Source organism: Clostridium sp. Marseille-P7770, assembly GCF_902143525.1.
GTDB lineage: Bacteria > Bacillota > Clostridia > Lachnospirales > Lachnospiraceae > Pilosibacter.
The window spans coordinates 250,690-265,935 of sequence record NZ_CABFVC010000005.1; the positions used below are offsets into that span (position 1 = coordinate 250,690).

General features: G+C 50.7%; 12 protein-coding genes. 3 read left to right on the forward strand and 9 right to left on the reverse strand.

The window, feature by feature from the left end; all coding sequences use genetic code 11:
* Window positions 1-47 precede the first annotated feature (47 nt).
* The 4 genes from FN001_RS13880 to FN001_RS13895 form a co-directional block, all read right to left on the reverse strand.
* The gene (locus tag FN001_RS13880; RefSeq protein ID WP_142412253.1) at window positions 48-1,811 is read right to left on the reverse strand and encodes a LytS/YhcK type 5TM receptor domain-containing protein; all 1,764 of its coding nucleotides are present in this window, start codon (window positions 1,809-1,811) and stop codon (window positions 48-50) included.
* 225 nt (window positions 1,812-2,036) lie between these two features.
* Window positions 2,037-4,037, reverse strand: a complete 2,001-nt coding sequence (locus tag FN001_RS13885) for a TRAP transporter permease (protein WP_117513078.1) — start codon at window positions 4,035-4,037, stop codon at window positions 2,037-2,039.
* Window positions 4,038-4,100: 63 nt separating this feature from the next.
* On the reverse strand, window positions 4,101-4,592 hold the full coding sequence (locus FN001_RS13890; RefSeq protein ID WP_117567550.1) for a DUF1850 domain-containing protein: 492 nt from the start codon (window positions 4,590-4,592) through the stop codon (window positions 4,101-4,103).
* The gene (locus FN001_RS13895; protein WP_243016000.1) at window positions 4,573-5,655 is read right to left on the reverse strand and encodes a TAXI family TRAP transporter solute-binding subunit; all 1,083 of its coding nucleotides are present in this window, start codon (window positions 5,653-5,655) and stop codon (window positions 4,573-4,575) included. Before FN001_RS13895 ends, FN001_RS13890 begins: the two co-directional genes overlap by 20 nt.
* Before the next feature lie 455 nt (window positions 5,656-6,110).
* Here FN001_RS13895 and aroD point away from each other — a divergent pair, with 455 nt between their 5' ends.
* Window positions 6,111-6,866, forward strand: coding sequence for a type I 3-dehydroquinate dehydratase (gene aroD / locus FN001_RS13900; RefSeq protein ID WP_142412254.1), 756 nt, complete (start codon window positions 6,111-6,113; stop codon window positions 6,864-6,866).
* 98 nt (window positions 6,867-6,964) lie between these two features.
* On the opposite strand, the gene FN001_RS13905 is transcribed toward aroD, so the two are convergent.
* Window positions 6,965-7,192: a carbon-nitrogen hydrolase family protein gene (locus FN001_RS13905; protein ID WP_185911949.1), complete on the reverse strand. Its 228-nt coding sequence runs from the start codon at window positions 7,190-7,192 to the stop codon at window positions 6,965-6,967.
* Between the two features lie 233 nt (window positions 7,193-7,425).
* On the opposite strand from FN001_RS13905, the gene recN reads away from it, so the two are divergent.
* A complete protein-coding gene (gene recN, locus FN001_RS13910) occupies window positions 7,426-9,153 on the forward strand; it encodes a DNA repair protein RecN (RefSeq protein WP_142412256.1) in 1,728 nt (575 codons plus the stop codon).
* 464 nt (window positions 9,154-9,617) lie between these two features.
* A complete protein-coding gene (gene spoIVB, locus FN001_RS13915) occupies window positions 9,618-10,895 on the forward strand; it encodes a SpoIVB peptidase (RefSeq protein WP_142412257.1) in 1,278 nt (425 codons plus the stop codon).
* A 255-nt stretch (window positions 10,896-11,150) separates the two neighbouring features.
* Here spoIVB and argR read toward each other — a convergent pair whose 3' ends face one another.
* From argR to dxs, 4 genes are read right to left on the reverse strand one after another with little or no spacing between them, the layout of a single operon-like run.
* The gene (gene argR / locus FN001_RS13920; protein ID WP_117470231.1) at window positions 11,151-11,603 is read right to left on the reverse strand and encodes an arginine repressor; all 453 of its coding nucleotides are present in this window, start codon (window positions 11,601-11,603) and stop codon (window positions 11,151-11,153) included.
* Between the two features lie 39 nt (window positions 11,604-11,642).
* Window positions 11,643-12,491 carry an NAD(+)/NADH kinase gene (locus tag FN001_RS13925; RefSeq protein WP_118298724.1) on the reverse strand — a complete coding sequence of 283 codons (849 nt, stop codon included), beginning with the start codon at window positions 12,489-12,491 and terminating at the stop codon, window positions 11,643-11,645.
* A gap of 10 nt (window positions 12,492-12,501) precedes the next feature.
* Complete coding sequence (locus FN001_RS13930; RefSeq protein WP_118530514.1) at window positions 12,502-13,311, reverse strand: TlyA family RNA methyltransferase; 810 nt, start codon at window positions 13,309-13,311, stop codon at window positions 12,502-12,504.
* A gap of 43 nt (window positions 13,312-13,354) precedes the next feature.
* Complete coding sequence (dxs, locus tag FN001_RS13935; RefSeq protein WP_142412258.1) at window positions 13,355-15,223, reverse strand: 1-deoxy-D-xylulose-5-phosphate synthase; 1,869 nt, start codon at window positions 15,221-15,223, stop codon at window positions 13,355-13,357.
* Window positions 15,224-15,246 lie beyond the last annotated feature (23 nt).

Genomic DNA, 15,246 nt, shown 5'->3' on the forward strand with positions numbered 1-15,246 from the left:
GCTGTTCCAAACAGCAGGCTGTTGTCATCTGCTCTTCCGGAAGATCGTCAGCCGATCATTTCCTCCTGCTGCGCGCTTCCAGCCGCGCTGTCAGGAATATTCATCCGCACGTCCGTCCCTTCTTCACTTGTCACGATCTGGAGTCCGTAGGACTTTCCGTATAAGGAGATCAGTCTCTGCTGCACGTTCATCATTCCGATTCCTGTGTGTTCCACTTTTTCCCCGCCGTACAGGCTCTGGACGATCCGGTAGTCCATTCCCGGTCCGTTGTCGATCACATCGATCCTCGTGGATCGTTCCTCCCGTTTCACGTTTACGATGACCTTTCCGACTCCTTTTTCCCTCTGCATTGCCCCGTGATGGACCGCATTCTCCACGATGGGCTGTAAGATCAGGTTCGGCACGCAGCTTCGCAGCGCCTCCGGATCCGCATTGATCTCGATCGAGAGACGTTTTTCAAACCGCGCCTCCTCAAGCATCGTATAGGCTTTTACATGCTCAAGTTCCGTGTCAAGAGTTACCATATAATCGGTATCCTCCAGCATGCTGCGGAAATAGGAGCTCAGTGCCAGTAAGAGCTCTCTCGCCTTCTCCGGCTTTTCCCGGCAGAAGTAGGAGATCGTATTTAATGAATTGAACAGGAAGTGCGGATTGATCTGGGACTGCAGGGTCCGAAGCTCCGCTTTTCTCAGCTCTTCCTTCTGTTTCTCCATCTCAGAGAGCTTGATCTGCATCGCGAAGTGATTCGCCAGTCCCGTGACAAATTCAATATCCGCACGGTAGGAATAGGCATTTTTCTTCACCAGCATCACAAGCGCCAGAACCTTTCCCTCATCCAGGAGAATCGGTGCAGAAATGATCACATTCTCCTTATAAAGAGGATAAAATCCATCCTCCGGTAAAGGCACGCGGCTGATCCTCGTCGTCTTGAAGGTCTTTGTCGCGGATAAAAGTCTCGGATAATTGTTCTCTGTGAGAACGATACTGGAAAATGCCCCGCTCCTTGCCAGAAATTTCATATCATCGATCAGTGCCGCGCCCTGACAGTGGTACTCTTCCATAATAATGTCGATGATCTTTCCCGCCGTCTTCCGGTCATTCTCCACAGAGCCCAGATACGGGGTACACCGCTCGGCGGTTCTCATGGCGAGGGAGACCTTGGATGCGACCTTTAAGTCTTCCGTGTTGAAGATCGATTTAAAAACATTAAAGAAGATCACCATGCCGACGGAATTGATGATCACCATCGGAACGATCACGATCTTTACGATCTCAACGGCCGCATCAAACGGCCGGGTGAGAAGCAGGATCAGAACAATATGGATCATCTCGGAAATGAACGTGACTCCGAGCAGAAACGTGTTCGAGTACTGGCGGTTTCCCTTCTTTTTCCAGCCGATAAAGGAACCGATGATCCCGTGGATGATCGCGGAGAGCACACAGGCCACCGTGGAGATCCTTTCCGGAAAGATCAGATACCGATGGGCCGCCGCGATCACTGTCGTGATAAAGCCCGAGACAGGCCCACCAAGAAATCCGGCGGACAGAACACCGATCACCCGGGCATTCGGCAGCGCTCCTGTCACCTGGATCCCGATGTAATCAGAGATGATGCAGAAGACGCCGAAGATCACGCCGAGAAGCACCTTTTCCCAGATCCTCTGCCAGACGCTCTCTCCTCTTCCTTCCTCACTTCCGCCCTCTTCATTTAAGAGAAGTCTCTGGACAAAGTCCATCTTCGTCATCATGAAGGCGAGCACTACCAATAGGCAGATGTTAAAGCAGATACTGTAAATAACATCAAGCAGCATGTTGTTTCCTCCTGTCTCTGACGATCCCTGTTTTTCTATATCTGTCCGCAGTAATTATTGCAATCTGTGTAAAACATCCATTTCGGAACATCTTCGCATAGCATGGATCACAACTGTCTGACGCCTGACCCGGCGTGTTCTAACGGACACATATAGAAAAACAGGGACCGCCGCAGTAAATTTTCTGCAGCAGTCCCTGTGTGTTCACCGGTTATCTATGAAGGTCTACGCTGCCGCCGGTGCACTCTTCTTTGCAGCTGCTTTCTGGAATACGAATACAACTGCACAGATCACGATACCTGCGATATCTGTCACAAGACCGCTGTCGATCAGGAGATAAGCGCCAATGAGGCTGGCAATTCTCAATACGATGTTGACCTTTGTGAACAGGAAACCTTCGACTGCTGTACTGATTAAGAATACACCAACTGCAGCAGTTACTGCAACCTGAATCGCTTTTGCAAGCGGAGTATCAAGCAGCAGAAGGTCTGTATTGTATACAAACATGTACGGAAGAATGAATCCTGCAAGCGCAAGCTTTACGGATGCCCATCCTGTCTTCATCGGACTTCCGCCTGCGATACCTGCTGCCGCAAAAGCTGCAAGGGCAACCGGCGGTGTCAGGTTTGCGAACATTGCGAAGTAGAAACAGAACATGTGGGCAACCAGGGCCGGGATACCAAGCTGTACCAGAGCCGGAGCTGCGATCGTGGAGGTAATGATATAGGACGGGATACTCGGAAGACCCATACCTAAGATCATGCAGGTGATCATTGTGAATACCAGTGTGAACATCAGGCTCTTTCCTCCGATGCTGATGATGGTATTTGCCATGTTCAGGGCGAAACCTGTGATTGAGCAGGAACCAACGATGATACCAACGCAGGCGCAGGCGATCGCTACGGATACGGTAGACTTCGCGCTCGCTACCATCGCATCAAGAATATCCTGGAAGGTCATCCTCGTATTCTTTCTGCACTGCGCCACGATGATCGTGAATACGATCGTATAGAACGCAGCCATGATAACCGTCTTTCCGGAGAAGAACAGCATGTAAACGAGGAAGATGATCGGGAGTGCCAGATGACCGTACTCCTTCATGACCTGGGACATCTTCGGAAGCTGATCCTTCGGGGTTCCCTGCATTCCCATCTTCTCAGCCCTCATCTGGATCTGGAACAGGATGCCCATGTAGTAGATGACTGCCGGGATGATCGCGGATAAAAGAAGTTCGTTGTACTTCATGCCAAGAGTATCTGCCATGATGAATGCGGCAGCACCCATAACTGGCGGCATCAGCTGTCCGCCGACAGAACCGGTCGCAACAACGGCACCTGCGAACTCGTCGTCATAGCCGGATTTTTTCATAAGCGGGATCGTGAAGGAACCGGTCGTAACAACGACGGCTACGGCTGCACCGTTGATCATTCCGAGAAGACCGGAAGCAACGACTGCTACCTTTGCCGGGCCGCCCTTTGTGCCGCCTGCGATGGCGTTTGCGAAGTCGTTGAAGAACTGACCCATGCCACACTTGTTCATGACTTCACCGAAGGCAATGAAGAGGAAGATGTAGGTGGACGCGACGTTGACCGACGATCCGTAAATACCTTCCGTGTTCGAGAAGAAGTGGCTCATTAACTTCTGCCATGTATATCCTCTGTGGAGGAAGATGCCCGGGACATCGATCGGGATGAGTCCCTGCTTCGTGCCCATTAAGCTGTAGATCATAAAGATAATGGAGATGATCGGGAGAGCCATGCCGCAGACACGTCTCGTTGCCTCCAGAACGACCAGGGTTAAGAGGGTACCGATCACGACATCCATCATGTCCGGCTTTCCGGCACGGTTGATGATGTTTACATAATCGACGCACATATAGATCGGAACTGCGGCTGACAATGCGATAAATACATAATCATACCACGCGATCACTTTGCGGCTCGCTTTTTTCGTAGCCGGATAAAGCATGAAGGCAAGAATCAGGATCATGCCGACATGGATGGAACGATGCTTTAATGTTTCCGGCATGTAAAGACCGGATGCGAAAACCAGATGATATAAGGTAACGATGATCGCGAATACCCGGTAAGCTTTCTTTAATACCGGGGACCCGAACTTTCTCGTCTTGCTCTCTTTATCAAACTGCTCGAGGAGTTTCTGTTTTTCTTCCTCGCTCATCTCTGCTTCCGCTGTACTGGGGACGATGTTTTTTTCTTTTTCGCTCATACAGGTTTCCCTTCCCTTCGTTGTCAGAGTTGTTGTCGATGTTTCTTCAGCAGTTTCCTTTTCTTATTTTTCAAAACCATTCCGGATCCTCAGCACCATTTTTACGTGATGCGGCATGTCAGAACCCTGAATCAGGAGCTCGCCATTCACCTTGATGTTCTTCAGGGCTGTCTGGGAATTGATCCAGTTGAACTGCGGAAAGACGCTTTCGATCTCATCCATGTAGACGAGTCCGTCTTCGTAGCGGTATTTGCAGTCCATCTCTGCCGGAATTCCGGCACCGAAGCCCGCGACCGCGATGGTGTGGAGAATGAAGCTTCCGTCTTTCTGTATCTCGTAATACTCGTACCATGGAATATGCTCAAAGGAATGTTCCCACTGGAAGGAAAGCTCGTCACCGGTCTTTACCGGAATCTCCCGGTAAACATTTCCGGTTTCAAGCTCTTCGATCACCAGAATTTTTTTCTGCTGCCGTGCGAACACGGCAGCAGAGATTGCTGTGATTACCAGAAGAACCGGAATCAGGATTTTTAATTTAGTTCTCAGGAGTCTCATAACCGTGATCCTGCCACCACTTCGCAGCACCGTCATGAAGCGGGATCTTTACATCGTCAACACCGAAGGAAACATCGATGTTCTTGTCTGCTGTGTTGTGGGATGCCTTGATGGTAGCGATTCCATCGTCGGAGAAGATACAGTCAAGCATATCGTAGACCATGTCATCGGATACGTCCTTATTTACAAGCATGATATTGTAAACGAATACGCTCTCCACGTCCTCTTTGTTGTTGTATGTATTGGCCGGGATCGTGCTTGCGGAGAAGAACGGATACTTCTCGATCAGGTTGTCTCTGCCTTCGCCGTCGATCGGAACGATCACCATATCGTAGCTGAATGCCAGCTCGCTGACGGTTGCGTTCGGAAGACCGGAGGTAACGAATGCCGCGTCGCACTGACCGTTTTTCATCTGGTCGATCGCTTCACCGTAGGATAAGTAGTCAACATCACTATCCTCATATGTCATGCCGTATGCTTCATAGATCATTCTCGCATTTAACTCAACGCCGGAGTTCGGAGCACCGATACCGACTCTCTTGCCCTTTAAGTCCTCAACGCTCTTGATGCCTGTGCTTGCCACGGTTACGAGCTGTACGTAGTTCGGCCAGAGTCTCATCATGGCTCTCAGATCCGGCTCTGCCTTCTCAAACGCACCAAAGCCCTCATAAGCCTGTACGACGGAGTCCTGCATTGCGATTGCAAGCTCTGCCTCACCGTTTAAGATCAGGTTGATGTTCTCGACGGAAGCGCCGGTTGCCTGTGCGGATGTCTTATATCCTGCATTTCCTAATGCGGTTGCAAATGCGCCGCCGATCGGGTAGTAGATACCACTCGTAGGACCGGTTGCGACTGTGACAAACTCTTTCGCCCTGTCAATGCTCACGGACGTGCTGCCTGCCTCTGCGCTGGAACCATCCGCCGCTTTCTCAGTTACGGCTGCCGCTGTTGTGTCAGCTGCTGCTGTTGTAGATGTACTGCCGGAGCTGCTGCCGCATCCTGCAAGAGCTGCTGTCATTGTGAGTGCCATAGCTGCTGCTGTGATTCTTTTCACTAATCTCATACTGTTTACCTCTCCTTCTTTTTGTTTACCCGTAACGATCCGGTCCCACCCGGATCATTACATACCCACTTTTCAAATGCTTCATATTCTTTATAAATATTTCACATTTCATGTCTAAATTTTAACGTAAACGTAGCTCTGATACAATGGGGTTCGTGCAAACTGCACAAAATCGTGTATGAATGGTAAAAATTGGCGTATAAAATGCAGGAATAAAACATGGTTTCCGGAAAAACGTCTGTTATTTATTTAACGGGTCTTTGCGCGATTTTCCGATCCATCGATGCTGTTTCTCAGTTTCCGTGAATTGATCGTTCCTATCAATACGTTGCTTTAAATTTCGAAACTTTAACGCGTGCAAGTGTTGACTTTTCTTTCTTCCATATATATACTAGGAACATAGCCGCAAAACGACAAAGAAGAACATTTAAAATAAACAAGGGGAGTTATCCATTATGGGAGCAATCGTAAAAGTAAGAAATGTAAAACTCGGTGACGGGATGCCGAAAATCTGTATCCCGGTGACTGATACAAATCTCAATGACCTGAAAAAATCTGTCAATCTGATCCGCAACACTCCGTTCGACCTGATCGAATGGCGCGCAGACTTCTACGACGGCGTGGAAGATCCGGAAATTCGGATCAAGGCAATGACCTTATTCCGCAATACTCTGGGAAATATCCCGGTCCTCTTCACGATCCGCACCAGCGTGGAAGGCGGAATGCTGGAGATCGATACCGAAACCTACACAAAGACGATCCTCGCCGTGATCGACAGCGGTCTCATCGATCTCGTTGACGTGGAACTCTCCCGCGGGGAAGACACGATGAAGACAATCGTCGCGGCCGCCCACCGGGTCGGAGTAAAAGTTGTCGCCTCCCGCCACGACTTCACGGCAACACCGGACAAAAACATCATCGTGAACAATCTCTGCCTGATGCAGTCTCTCGGCGCCGACATCGTAAAATTCGCAGTTATGCCGCAGTGTGACCGCGATGTCCTCACACTTCTCGACGCAACGATGACAATGAAGGAGGAACACAATGAGACGCCGGTGATCACGATGTCCATGAGTCCTACCGGAGTGATCAGCCGTATCTGCGGACAGCTTGTCGGCTCCTGCGTGACCTTCGGAACGGCCGGAAAGGCATCCGCACCCGGACAGATCCCTGCAAACCTGCTGAGCACCTTTTTAAAGACGCTTGCATAAAAAATGAAAAGCTCCCGTCCCCGGACATGGCACATCCGGCGGCGGGAGTTTTTCATAGGGCTTTCAAGTTTTAAATAGACATTCGGCGAAAGGTAACACTAATGTTCTTTTGCTTTACCGGCAAGTTCCGCGATCTCCTGACCGTTTTTTTCCATGACATACATTTCAGCATCCTGCTTTTCATATTGCGGAAAAAACGGGGACAACTGGATCTCCGGGAAAAAAAGAAGATCACAGTCCTCTGCCAGATCACAAAATTTCAGGCTTTTCTCCAGGTTTTCCTGTACATTTCCGGTCATACGCATCTGCGCAAGTGCGATTTTCATGCTTTTCCTCCTCATGTATCATTTTTTTCATTCTATCACCTTGAATATGCCATGGCAAGAACCCGGGCAACGGCAAAGCTGGCAAAGCTGCGATTTTTTACCGGAGTATTTTTCAGGAACAAATGTTCGATTTTTACTGGACAATCGAACAGATGTGTGCTATACTCGTTTTACGAAATCGAACAAATGTTTCTATTGATTTTTCATAGACTTACAGAAAGCGGGGAATCCGGATGCTGATTGGATTACATGTAAAGAATCTTGCCTTGATCGAACAGGCAGATGTAGAATTTGGAAACGGTTTAAATATTCTGACCGGTGAGACCGGAGCCGGAAAATCAATTATTATCGGCTCTGTCGCTCTCGCGCTGGGTGCAAAAGCATCAAAGGACATGATCCGCCGCGGTGAGGACTATGCCTATATCGAGCTTACCTTCTCCGTCGACGATGAGAAAAAACGTGAAGAATTAAAGTCGATGGATGTATATCCGGATGATGACGGACTTATCATTATCTCAAAAAAGATCACTCCGACGAGAAGTATCAGCCGGATCAATGATGAAACCGTAACGACAGCCCGCTTAAAGGCTGTAACCGGAAAACTTTTAGATATCCACGGCCAGCATGAGCACCAGTCTCTCCTTCACAGGCAGAAACATCTGGAGATCCTCGACGAATATTCCCGGAAAGAAACAGGGATGCTGAGAAGAGAAGTCGCGGAAAGCTACCGGAAATATCTGGAATTAAAAGGAAAACTTGACGGATTTTCTCTGGATGACGAGAGCCGGAAGCGGGAACTCGACTTTATCCGTTTCGAGATTACTGAAATCGAGAACGCCGCTTTAAGACCGGGGGAAGAAGAAGAACTGGCCGCAAAGTTCCGCAAATATGCCCACAGCCAGAAGATCATGGAAAGTCTTCAGGCCGCATACCAGGTTCTTGACAGCGATATGATCGGCCGGGCCTGCCACGAGGTAGAAAATGTCTCCTCCTACGATGAACGGCTGAGCGGGATCGCATCCGGTCTCTCCGATGCAGAAAGTATCCTGTCCGATCTCTGCCGTTCGATCTCCGGCTATCTGGATGAGATGGAATTTTCCGGGGAAGACTTTCAGCAGACGGAAGAGCGTCTCGATCTGATCCGCCAGATGACTGCGAAATATGGCTCAACCGAGGAGGCAGTCCTGCGAAGTCTTGATGCAAAGAAAAAGCGCCTGGAAGAACTTGAAAATTATGAAGAACTGGCCCGCGCCGCAAAGGCAGTCTTCGAAGAACAGAAACATGTCCTCGCTCTTCTCTGCGGGCGCCTGTCCGAAGAGCGGAAAAAAGCCGCAAAAGTTCTCGAAAACCGGATTTCCGAGGAACTCAGGGATCTGAATTTCCTCCATGTGGAATTTCAGGTCGATGTCCACCGCACAGACCACTACACGGCCTCCGGCTCCGACGAAGTGGAGTTTCTGATCTCCACAAACCCTGGAAGTATCCCGCCAAGACCGCTCGGCGAAGTCGCATCCGGCGGTGAGCTCTCAAGGATCATGCTGGCGATCAAGACCGTCCTCGCCGATACGGACGATATCCCTACCCTGATCTTCGATGAGATTGACACCGGCATCAGCGGAAGAACTGCCCAGAAAGTATCGGAACGCCTGTCTTACATCGGAAGAAAGCATCAGGTTCTCTGCATCACCCACCTTCCTCAGATCGCCGCGATGGCTGATACGCACTTTGAAATCAGGAAATCGGTGGAGAACGGAACGACTTCCACTAAGATCCAAAAGCTGAATGAGCAGGAACAGACCGGCGAGCTTGCGAGACTTCTCGGCGGCGCGGAGATCACGGAAAAAGTCCTTGAAAATGCGGAGGAAATGAAGCGGCTGGCAAAAGAGACAAAAACCCATCTCGATTCCCGGGATTGTTCTGTTGTCTCCAATGACGTTTCTATGCTTCCGGCAGCCGGATGAATCTGCAGACGCATCGTTACAGAACACGGGCACTCCATGCCCGCGTTCTGTAACAGGATTTTGCCGATGCTTCGCATTCCGAATCGGCAAAATCCGCGACCGCAACGGTATCATACGGAATTTTCAGTTCAGAAAATTCCTACCCGTGAAAAGTAACGACGCATCTTATATTTTTATAACCGGGATGAATCGACAGAATGAGAAAAAACTGACAGGGTGAATTTCAGAATGTATCACATACTAGGAGAGACAAAAAAGCTGTCTCTCCTTTTTCTCACCTTTTCCGATCTGGACCTTCCTGAATAATCCTTTTGAAAAACGGTGATACTAAAAAGGTACTGGCAGCCTCAATATATGCAGTGCATCAAATAGGCGGTTTCTCCGGTCTGATCTGTGTTTCGGATCGCAACCGGATGATCTCCGCGCCTGTACTGCTGACAGAAACAGACAAGGAGGAAGCTGCCATGATGAAAAAAGAATCGTTTCGCAGGATCCTGATCCGGGTATTCTGGTGTTCTCTGATCTTCACTCTGGGATTTTCCTGGATCTATATCCGGTATGCGGTGCCGGATAAGCTGAATCTGGTCGTCAACGAGGAGGAAGTCTTCCATTTTTCTCTTCCGCCCGGAATCACCTTTGAGAGTGACAGTGAGGAAGTCATCCTGAAAAACTCCTCCGATATTCCAGATGGGATGATCCGGATCGACCGCCCGGATTCCGTCTCCATGTGCGGAAAAAATGAGGGCAGTTACCTTGTCGGAATGAAATTTCTCGGTCTGATCCTCATGAAGGAGATCCAGGTTGACGTCGTCGACAGTTCCTGTGCGATCCCCTGCGGAACTCCTGTCGGGATCTACCTGAGTTCCAAAGGCGTCATGGTGATCGGTACCGGACAGGTGACAAATAAGACGGGAAATGTGGTAGAACCGGCATACGGGCTTTTGAAGTCCGGGGACTACATTCAGACCATCAACGGTGAGACTTTAGAAGATAAGGACGCTCTGGTCGATGCCGTGAACGCGTCCAGAGGAAAAGCCATGATTCTCGGGATCAGGCGGGATGGGCGGGAAATCGACGTGAACATGACGCCTGTCCTGGCAGATGACGGTCACTACAAGCTCGGCGCCTGGGTCCGGGATGATACCCAGGGGATCGGAACGATGACGTATGTTGACATGAACGGCTGCTTTGGCGCTCTGGGTCACGGGATCAGTGACAGCGATACCGGAGCACTCGTGGATATCGACGGCGGCGAGCTCTACGAGACCCAGATCCTGGGAATTGAAAAAGGCCAGACAGGAAAGCCCGGTGTGATGTCTGGCGTGATCTACTACGGAAAAGGGACAAAGTTGGGAGATGTGACCGAAAACACAACGGAAGGAATCTATGGAACTGTAAACCGACATTTTCTTGACTCGCTCCAGGCCGACGCGATCCCCATCGGATTTCGCCAGGACATCCAACGCGGGCGCGCGTACATCCGGAGCAAGGTATCCGGGGAGGTGAAAGACTATGAGATCGAAATTCAAAAAGTGGATTATGGAAGTGTGCAAAAAAATAAAGGGCTGGTTCTCAAAGTCGTAGACGAGGACCTCTTAAATCTCACCGGCGGGATCGTCCAGGGCATGTCCGGCAGCCCAATCATCCAGGACGGAAAGCTCATCGGAGCTGTCACCCACGTTTTCATCAACGATCCGACAAGAGGATATGGAATTTTTATGGAGAATATGCTGGGGCATTAACAACAAGCAAAAACACGCTTCGCGAGTTTCCCCTTGTTATCGCGACAGTCGCCAAGGTCTCGCAAGCGCGGACTTTTGCACGTTATTTGCGTAAATTAGATAATACAGTGGTGGTCGCAAAATTTCAGTTGGGCATTGCACTCTGTTTCCCGTTTCATTCGACAAAGCACCCATCATAAACAACAGACCGCCTGCCAAAAAGCAGACGGTCTGTCTCTATCATTCACTCCGTTTTCTTCAACAAACGGCTCTCTTCTATTTTCCTTCCACGATCTTCTTCAGCTTATCCATCAGGATGATCGTGTCATCCACCGTCCGCACGGCACACATGATCGTGTTGTCACCGGCCACGCAGCCGACGATCTCATGGAATCCGATCACATCGAGCGCCTCAGCGACCGCCATCGCCATACCGGAAACGGTCTTGATCACGAGAATATTCTGTGCCATATCCATGGAGACATAGCAGTCACGGAAGATGCGGATGTATTTTTCTCCGAAATCCTTCTGATGCTGCATGACTGCGTAGCACTGGCGTCCGTTTTTCCCCGGTGCTTTTGTGAGCTTTAATTCGCGGATATCTCTCGATACCGTCGCCTGCGTCACATGGTATCCGGCCTTTTTCAGGTATTCCGCCAGCTCCTCCTGCGTCTCGATCTGATATTTCCCAATGAGCTCAACGATCTTACTATGTCTGTCAACCTTCATGTCTTCCGCTGCCCCTTTCTGCGTACACTATCCCGCGCACTACGCATCATACATTTTCATTTTCAAAATATCCAGGAAGGACCGGTGATCCAGCTTCACTACCCTGGTCACGGTCTCTGCCTTTGTGATCTCAATATAATCCCCGTTTTCCAGGCGAACCAGCGTGTCACCGTCAAACGCCGCCACCTGGCTGCCGCGGTTCGTCGCCGGGATCTCGATCCGGATCCGGCTTCCGGCACCGAAAACGATCGTTCTCGATGTCAGCGTGTGCGGGCAGATCGGCGTCAGGATCATGAGCTGTCCGTCCGGCTGTGCGATCGGCCCACCCGCCGACAGATTGTAGGCTGTCGATCCCGTAGGTGTCGCAACGATCATGCCATCGGCGCTGAATTCGTTTAAAAACTGTCCGTCCACGTACAGCTTTAATTTCAGAACGCGCGGATCCCCGTCCCTTGTCAGGACGATATCATTTAACGCGATACTCTCCTTCACAGGTCTTCCGTCCCGGTAAACGCAGCCCTTTAACATCATGCGCTCCTGGATCTGGTAAGAATCCTCCAAAAGCGCATCCAGAAGCTCCTTCACATCGCCTTCCCGCCCGATCTGGGTGAGATACCCGAGACCGCCGAGGTTGATCCCGATCATCGGAAGATCACGCCCTGCGAGATCCCGCGCCGCCTGGATCAGGGTTCCGTCGCCGCCGAGTGTGATGACACATTCCGTATCTCCCGGAACATCCTCAGGATCCGTATAGGGATTTCCATGTCCGGAAGCACTTTTTCCGGCGGAGACTTTTGCGCCGCGGGTCGTCAGATACTCCTCGACCGCTGTCTGCATGTTCTTCGTATTTTCTTTGTCAGGATTCGCAACGATGTAAAATTTCTTCATATATTCTGTCCTATTTATCCAGTGTCTCGTGTGCCTTGTCGACGATCCCGGAAGCTCCGATCGCGTCGTTTGTGAAGGTGCTGCCATCAGTACAGTTTCTTAAATGAAGCAGGTACTCGATGTTTCCTTCCGGTCCTTTGATCGGTGAAAATTCCAGATGCAGCGCCTCAAAACCGATGCTTCCGGCAAATGATGCTACCATCTCGATGACCTCGAGATGGACTGATTTTTCACGGACAACCCCCTTCTTTCCAACCTTCTCACGTCCGGCCTCAAACTGCGGCTTGATCAGGCAGACAACCTCACCATCCGGCTCCATGAGCGCCTTCACAGGTCCCAGAACTTTCGTCAGGGAGATAAAGGATACATCAATGGATACAAACTGGATCCGGTCCGGGATCTCCTCCGGAGTCACATAGCGGATATTCGTCTTTTCCATGCAGACCACGCGCTCATCGTTCCGGAGTTTCCATGCGAGCTGTCCATGTCCAACATCGACGGAGTAAACCTTCACCGCTCCATTCTGGAGCATACAGTCCGTAAATCCGCCGGTGGACGCGCCGACATCCATACAGATCTTTCCGGCCAGTGTCACACCAAAGTGCGTCATCGCCTTCTCTAATTTCAGACCTCCGCGGCTCACATATTTTAAAGTCGTTCCGCGCACCTCCACGTTCGCAGTCTCATCGAACATGGAACCCGCCTTGTCTTCTTTCTGTCCATCTACATAGACGATGCCGGACATGATGACCGCCTTCGCCTTCTCCCTGGACTCCGCCAGGTTTCTCTTTACCAGAAGAACATCCAAACGTTCCTTCATGGGCTTTTTCTCCTTCCCGGGATCTTCGCCTCCCAGACTGTCTTTATTTCCAGGAATCCAGTTCCTTCTCGATCCGCTTCAGGACCGAATCGCTGTCGATCCCCAGCATTTCCCGAAGCACGGACACATTTCCGTGTTCCACATATGCATCCGGAAGTGCGATCTGGATCACCCGGATCTCCGGATAAAATTCATGAATATACTTTGTGACATACATGCCCATGCCGCCGCGGAGCACATTTTCCTCCATCGTGACGATGAGCTTATGATCTTTGCACAGATGATCGATCATATCGGTGTCGAGTGGCTTCACAAACCGCGCATTTACCAGGGTACATGCATGTCCTTTTGCCTTCAGTTTTTCCCGGACATGCTCTCCGGTGCTCACCATGCTTCCGAGAGCAAAAAGAGCAATGTCAGACTCCTCATAGAGCATCTCCGCCTTTCCGTACTCGATCGGCGCCCGGAACTCCTCCAGTCCGCGGTACGCCTGACCTCTCGGATAGCGGATCGCGAGCGGTGCGTTGAACTTCACGCCGAACTCCAACATGTCCTGAAGCTCCCAGAGATTCTTCGGCGCCATGATGTTCATCCCCGGAACAAGACTCAGAAACGAGATATCAAAGATTCCCTGGTGGGTCTCCCCGTCGCTTCCCACAAGACCGGCCCGGTCGATCGCGAATAAGACCGGAAGGTTCTGGATACAGACGTCATGGAGCACCTGATCATAACCGCGCTGTAAAAACGAGGAATACACAGCGACAACCGGTTTCAGCCCGGCCGACGCCATACCAGCCGCGGACGTCACCTCATGTGCCTCCGCGATCCCCACGTCAAAGAACCGCTTCGGGAATTTCTTCGAAAACTTCGTGAGTCCCGTTCCGTCCGGCATTGCCGCCGTCAGCGCAACGAGCTTCTCGTTCTTCTTCGCAAGTTCACAGATCTTCTCAGAAAAGATATCGGTATAACTCGGGAATTCTTTTTTCTTAAGCGGCTTTCCGGTCTTGATATCGAACGGCTCCACACCGTGGAATCTCGCCGGATTTTCCTCCGCCGGCTTGTAACCTTTTCCCTTTTTCGTGATCACATGGACCAGGACTGCATGCTGGACCCGCTTTGCTTCCTTAAACACGCGGATCATCGCTTTCACATCATGTCCGTCAACAGGTCCAAGGTAGGTGATCCCCATATCCTCAAACAGCATTCCCGGGACGAGAAACTGCTTGATCCCGTTCTTTAACTGGTAAAGCCCATATGCCATCGGCTTTCCGATCACCGGGATCGAGGAAAGTCCTCGTTCCACCTTGAGTTTCAGCTCCGCATAACCTTCCTTCGTGCGGACACTGCTCAGATACCGTGACATACCGCCGACGTTCTTAGAGATCGACATCGCGTTGTCGTTCAGCACGATGATAAAGTTCTTTTTGATCTGGGCAGCATTATTTAATGCCTCATAGGCCATTCCGCCGGTCAGCGCGCCGTCTCCGATCACAGAGATCACCGAATATTCTTCACCCGTGATCTCCCGTGCCTGGGCGATCCCAAGCCCTGCGGAAATCGAAGTGGAACTGTGTCCCGTGTCGAACGCATCGTACGGGCTCTCTTTTCGCTTCGGGAACCCGCTCATCCCGCCGAACTGGCGCAGATCGTCGAATCCGGCCTTTCTTCCGCTTAAAAGCTTGTGCGTGTAAGCCTGATGTCCCACATCCCAGACGATCTTGTCCTTCGGCAGATCGAACGCCAGATGCAGCGCCATCGTAAGCTCCACAACGCCAAGGTTTGAGGCAAGATGACCTCCGGTCTTACTTATCTTTTCGATCAGGAACTGGCGGATCTCCCTCGCGAGCTCCGGATACTGGTCTTCTTTCAGTTTTTTGATGTCCGAAGACTGTTTTATATGATCAAGCAGCATGTTTCCAGACTACTCCCTTACAT